The following is a 3,834-nucleotide window of genomic DNA, read 5'->3' as shown; positions in this document are numbered from 1 at the left end:
CGCCGATCTGCAGCGGCAGCACCAGGTTGGCGAACCCGAACACGATCGGTGTCGCGTAGAACAGCAGCATTACCGTGCCGTGCATGGTGAACAGCTGGTTGAACTGCTCGTTGGACAGGAACTGCAGGCCCGGTGAGGCCAGCTCGGTGCGCATGAACAGCGCCATCAGGCCGCCGATGAGGAAGAAGATGAAGCAGGCGACGCAGTACATGATGCCGATCAGCTTGTGATCGGTGGTGGTGACCAGCCGGTAGACCAGCGTGCCCTTGGGGCCCAGCCGGGCCGGGAACGGGCGCTTCGGTGTGAGGTTGACGAGGTTCGGGGCTTCGACGACCATGGGCTCTCCTCCGGCATCCGGCAGCGGCCGGATACCCAAGGATGCGCGCTCTACTCCCGAACTCGCAGCTGTTTTCGGCGGTTTCAGACCACGACGTTGACCAACCGGCCGGCGACGACGATGACCTTCTTCGGGGTCTTGCCGTCCAGGAACGCGACCACCTTCTCGTCGGCCAGCGCGGCCGCCTCGACCACGTCGGTCGGCGCGTCGGCGGCGACGGTGACGCGGCCGCGGACCTTGCCGTTGACCTGCACCGGGTACTCGACGGTGTCCTCGACGAGGTAGCGCTCGTCGGCCACCGGGAACGGTCCGTGCGCCAGTGACCGCTCGTGGCCCAGCCGGCTCCACAGCTCCTCGGCCAGGTGCGGCGCCAGCGGAGCCACCATCAACACCAACGGCTCCAGCGCCGCGCGCGCCGTCACCGACTGTTTGGTCAGGTGGTTGGTGTACTCGATGAGCTTCGCCGCCGCGGTGTTGTTCCGCAACGCCGCATAGTCCTCGCCCACCCCGGCGATGGTGCGGTGCAGCAACCGCAGCGTGTCCTCGTCGAGCACATCGTCGGTGACGACCGTCGCTCCGGTTTCTTCGGAGACCACCAGCCGCCAGACCCGCTGCAGGAACCGGTGCGCGCCGACGACGTCCTTGGTCGCCCACGGCCGCGACGCCTCCAGCGGACCCATCGACATCTCATAGACGCGCAACGTGTCCGCGCCGTAGCTGTCGCAGATCTCGTCCGGGGACACCGAGTTCTTCAAGCTCTTGCCGATCTTGCCGAACTCCTGGTTCACCTCGATCTCGCCGTCCGGGCCCGGCCAGAAGAACCTGCCGTCCCGCTCGACGACCTCGGCCGCGGGCACATACGCGCCCCTCGAGTCGGTGTAGGCGAACGCCTGGATGTAGCCCTGGTTCACCAACCGCCGGTACGGTTCGCGAGAACTGACGTGGCCGAGGTCGTAGAGAACCTTGTGCCAGAACCGCGAATACAGCAGGTGCAGCACCGCGTGCTCGACCCCGCCGACGTACAGGTCGACGCCACCCGGGTCGTCGGGGCCGTGCTCGGCGGGCCGCGGACCCATCCAGTACGCCTCGTTCTCCTTGGCGCACATCGCATCTGCGTTGTGCGGGTCGGTGTACCGCAGCTCGTACCAGGAGCTGCCCGCCCACTGCGGCATCACGTTGGTGTCACGGGTGTACCGCTTCACCCCGTCGCCGAGGTCGAGTTCGACGTTCACCCAGTCGGTGGCCTTGGCCAGCGGCGGGGACGGCTCGCTGTCGGCGTCCTCCGGGTCGAACAACACCGGTGAGTAGTCCGGCACGTCGGGCAGTTCGACGGGCAGCAGCTCCTCGGGCAGGCCGTGCGCGCGGCCGTCCTCGTCGTAGACGACCGGGAACGGCTCGCCCCAGTACCGCTGCCGGGCGAAAAGCCAGTCCCGCAACTTGTATTCGATCCGCGCCCGGCCGCGGCCGTCGGCGGTCAGCCGCTCGGTCATCGCCTCCTTGGCCGCCGCCACGTCGAGGCCGTCCAGGAAGCCGGAGTTCACCATCACACCGTCGCCGATGTAGGCCTCGGTCGAGATGTCGCCGCCGGCCACAACGTCATCCCCGGGTCGCTCCGCTCCCACCCGCCGAACGACTTCCACGATGGGAAGGCCGAACTCGGTGGCGAAGTCCCAGTCCCGCTGATCGCCACCCGGCACCGCCATGATGGCGCCGGTGCCGTAGCCGGCCAGCACGTAGTCGGCGATGAACACCGGAACCTGTTGTCCGTTGGCGGGATTGGTGGCGTAGGTGCCGACGAACACACCCGTCTTGGTCTTGTTCTCCTGCCGTTCCAGATCGGACTTGGCCGCGATCGACGCCCGGTAGGCCGCGACCGCGTCGCGCGGGGTGGCGGCCCCGAACGTCCACCGCTCGTCGACACCGGCCGGCCACTCGTCGGCGACCAGCCGGTCCACCAGATCGTGCTCGGGGGCCAGCACCATGTATGTCGCGCCGAACAGCGTGTCCGGGCGGGTGGTGAACACCTCGATGTCGCCTGCCTCGGTCGCGAACAGAACCGACGCACCGGTGGAGCGGCCGATCCAGTTGCGCTGCATGGTCTTGACCTTCTCCGGCCAGTCCAGGACCTCGAGATCGTCCAGCAACCGGTCGGAGTACGCGGTGATGCGCATCATCCACTGCCGCAAGCGTTTCCGGAACACCGGGAAGTTGCCGCGCTCGCTGCGCCCGTCGGCGGTGACCTCCTCGTTGGCCAGCACGGTACCCAGACCGGGGCACCAGTTGACGACCGAGTCGGCCAGGTACACCAGCCGGTGGGAGTCGATGACGTCGGCGCGCTCCCCCGCGTTCAGATCCGCCCAGCTGCGGCCGTCGCCGACCGCGCGGGTGCCGTCCTCGAACTCGGCGATCAGTTCCGCGATGGGCCGGGCCTTGTTGCGTGCCGGGTCGAACCACGCGTTGAAGATCTGCAGGAAGATCCACTGCGTCCACTTGTAGAAGTCGACGTCGGTGGTCGAGAAGCTGCGCCGTGAATCGTGGCCGAGGCCCAACCGGCCGAGCTGGCGGCGGAAGTTGACGATATTGGCCTCGGTCCGGGTCCGCGGATGCGTGCCGGTCTGGATCGCGTACTGCTCGGCGGGCAGCCCGAACGCGTCGAATCCCAACGCGTGCAGGACATTACGCCCGGTCATCCGGAAGTACCTGGCGTACACGTCGGTGGCGATGTAGCCGAGCGGGTGCCCGACGTGCAGACCCTCACCCGACGGGTACGGGAACATGTCCTGGACGAACATCTTGTCGGCGGGCACCTCGCCGCCGTCCGGCGGCGCCAGGGAGCCGACCGGATTGGCGACGTCGAACGTGCCGTCCTGCGACCACCGCTGCTGCCACGCCTGTTCGATCGCGCCGGCGAGCTCCGCGGTGTAGCGGTGCCGGGGCGTGTCGTCGGCACCAGCGTGCGGTGCGGACGAGCGCGGTGTTCCAGTCGGCGTTTCAGTCACCCCACCAGGGTATAAGCGCCCCCTGGACGCCGATTTCCCGGCCACGGGTAGGTCTCGGTTCCGTTGCGGATGCATCAGGGGTTGATCCCAGGTCGATTCCAGCCCTGGTGAGGCCCGAACACGCATGGATACATTGCTGGCCTGACAAACCCTCAAGCGTTGGGAAGGATTGCACTCGATGAGCGAAATCGCCCGTCACTGGCGGGTTCTGGCAGGTGGCATCGGAGCCTGCGCCGCCGGCATCGCCGGGGTGCTGGGCGTCACGGCCACCACGGCGTCGGCCCAGCCGATGCTCCCGCAGCCCCCGCTGCCGGCGCCTGCCACGGTGACGCAGACCGTCACGGTTACGCCCAACGCCGCACCCGCCCCCGCCGTCCAGCCCGGTCTCGACGTGCACCGCGCGTTCGTCGTAGGCCTTCTGCCGGCGGTGTTTGGCCGCGTCGGGGTCCAGCGCGATCACCTCGGCGTCGATGGCGTCGATGACGCTCTTGCGGGACC

Annotated in this window: 2 protein-coding genes and 1 pseudogene; 1 reads left to right on the top strand and 2 read right to left on the bottom strand. The window is 68.3% G+C overall.

Features of this window, described 5'->3' with window-relative positions:
• Both ASJ79_RS20370 and leuS read right to left on the bottom strand, forming a co-directional pair.
• Positions 1-337, bottom strand: a 337-nt coding sequence (locus tag ASJ79_RS20370; protein ID WP_197420302.1) for a cbb3-type cytochrome c oxidase subunit I, incomplete at its 3' end; no start/stop codon positions are given.
• Positions 338-420: 83 nt separating this feature from the next.
• Positions 421-3,336: a leucine--tRNA ligase gene (gene leuS, locus ASJ79_RS20365; protein ID WP_067959130.1), complete on the bottom strand. Its 2,916-nt coding sequence runs from the start codon at positions 3,334-3,336 to the stop codon at positions 421-423.
• A gap of 178 nt (positions 3,337-3,514) precedes the next feature.
• On the opposite strand from leuS, the pseudogene ASJ79_RS34225 reads away from it, so the two are divergent.
• Positions 3,515-3,834 (top strand): annotated as a pseudogene (locus ASJ79_RS34225) (hypothetical protein); the annotation flags it as partial.

It is taken from the genome of Mycobacterium sp. NAZ190054 (assembly GCF_001545925.1).
Classification (GTDB): Bacteria; Actinomycetota; Actinomycetes; order Mycobacteriales; family Mycobacteriaceae; genus Mycobacterium.
The sequence above is the reverse complement of the archived record's forward strand: the minus strand, read 5'-3'. Positions and strand labels throughout refer to the sequence as shown.